The organism is Bartonella sp. AP58NXGY (assembly GCF_042195785.1).
In the GTDB taxonomy this organism is placed as follows: Bacteria; Pseudomonadota; Alphaproteobacteria; order Rhizobiales; family Rhizobiaceae; genus Bartonella.
The window spans coordinates 1-261 of sequence record NZ_JBHIOY010000127.1; the positions used below are offsets into that span (position 1 = coordinate 1).

General features: G+C 37.5%; 1 protein-coding gene. It reads right to left on the reverse strand.

Going from position 1 to position 261, the window contains the following annotated elements:
- Window positions 1-261, reverse strand: a 261-nt coding sequence (locus tag ACFINC_RS09925) for a hypothetical protein (protein ID WP_375617107.1), incomplete at both ends; no start/stop codon positions are given.

Genomic DNA, 261 nt, shown 5'->3' on the forward strand with positions numbered 1-261 from the left:
TTCAGAAGAATCTAACTCAGAACCAATATAAACACTTTCGAGACGAAAGTCCCAAAAATCTCTTGTTCCTGCAACCAATCTATTTTTGGGATCTGCATTTCCAGCAGAAGAACTTGGACCATAGCCACGAAGTTTATATTGATAAGGAAAACCATTTACCGTCGTATAACTATTGAGTAACTTAAAAGAACTTTCCTCTGCCCTCCCTGCAACTTGAATAAGTGAAATACTTTGATCGCCCTTCCTTCCTATTTCTTTATC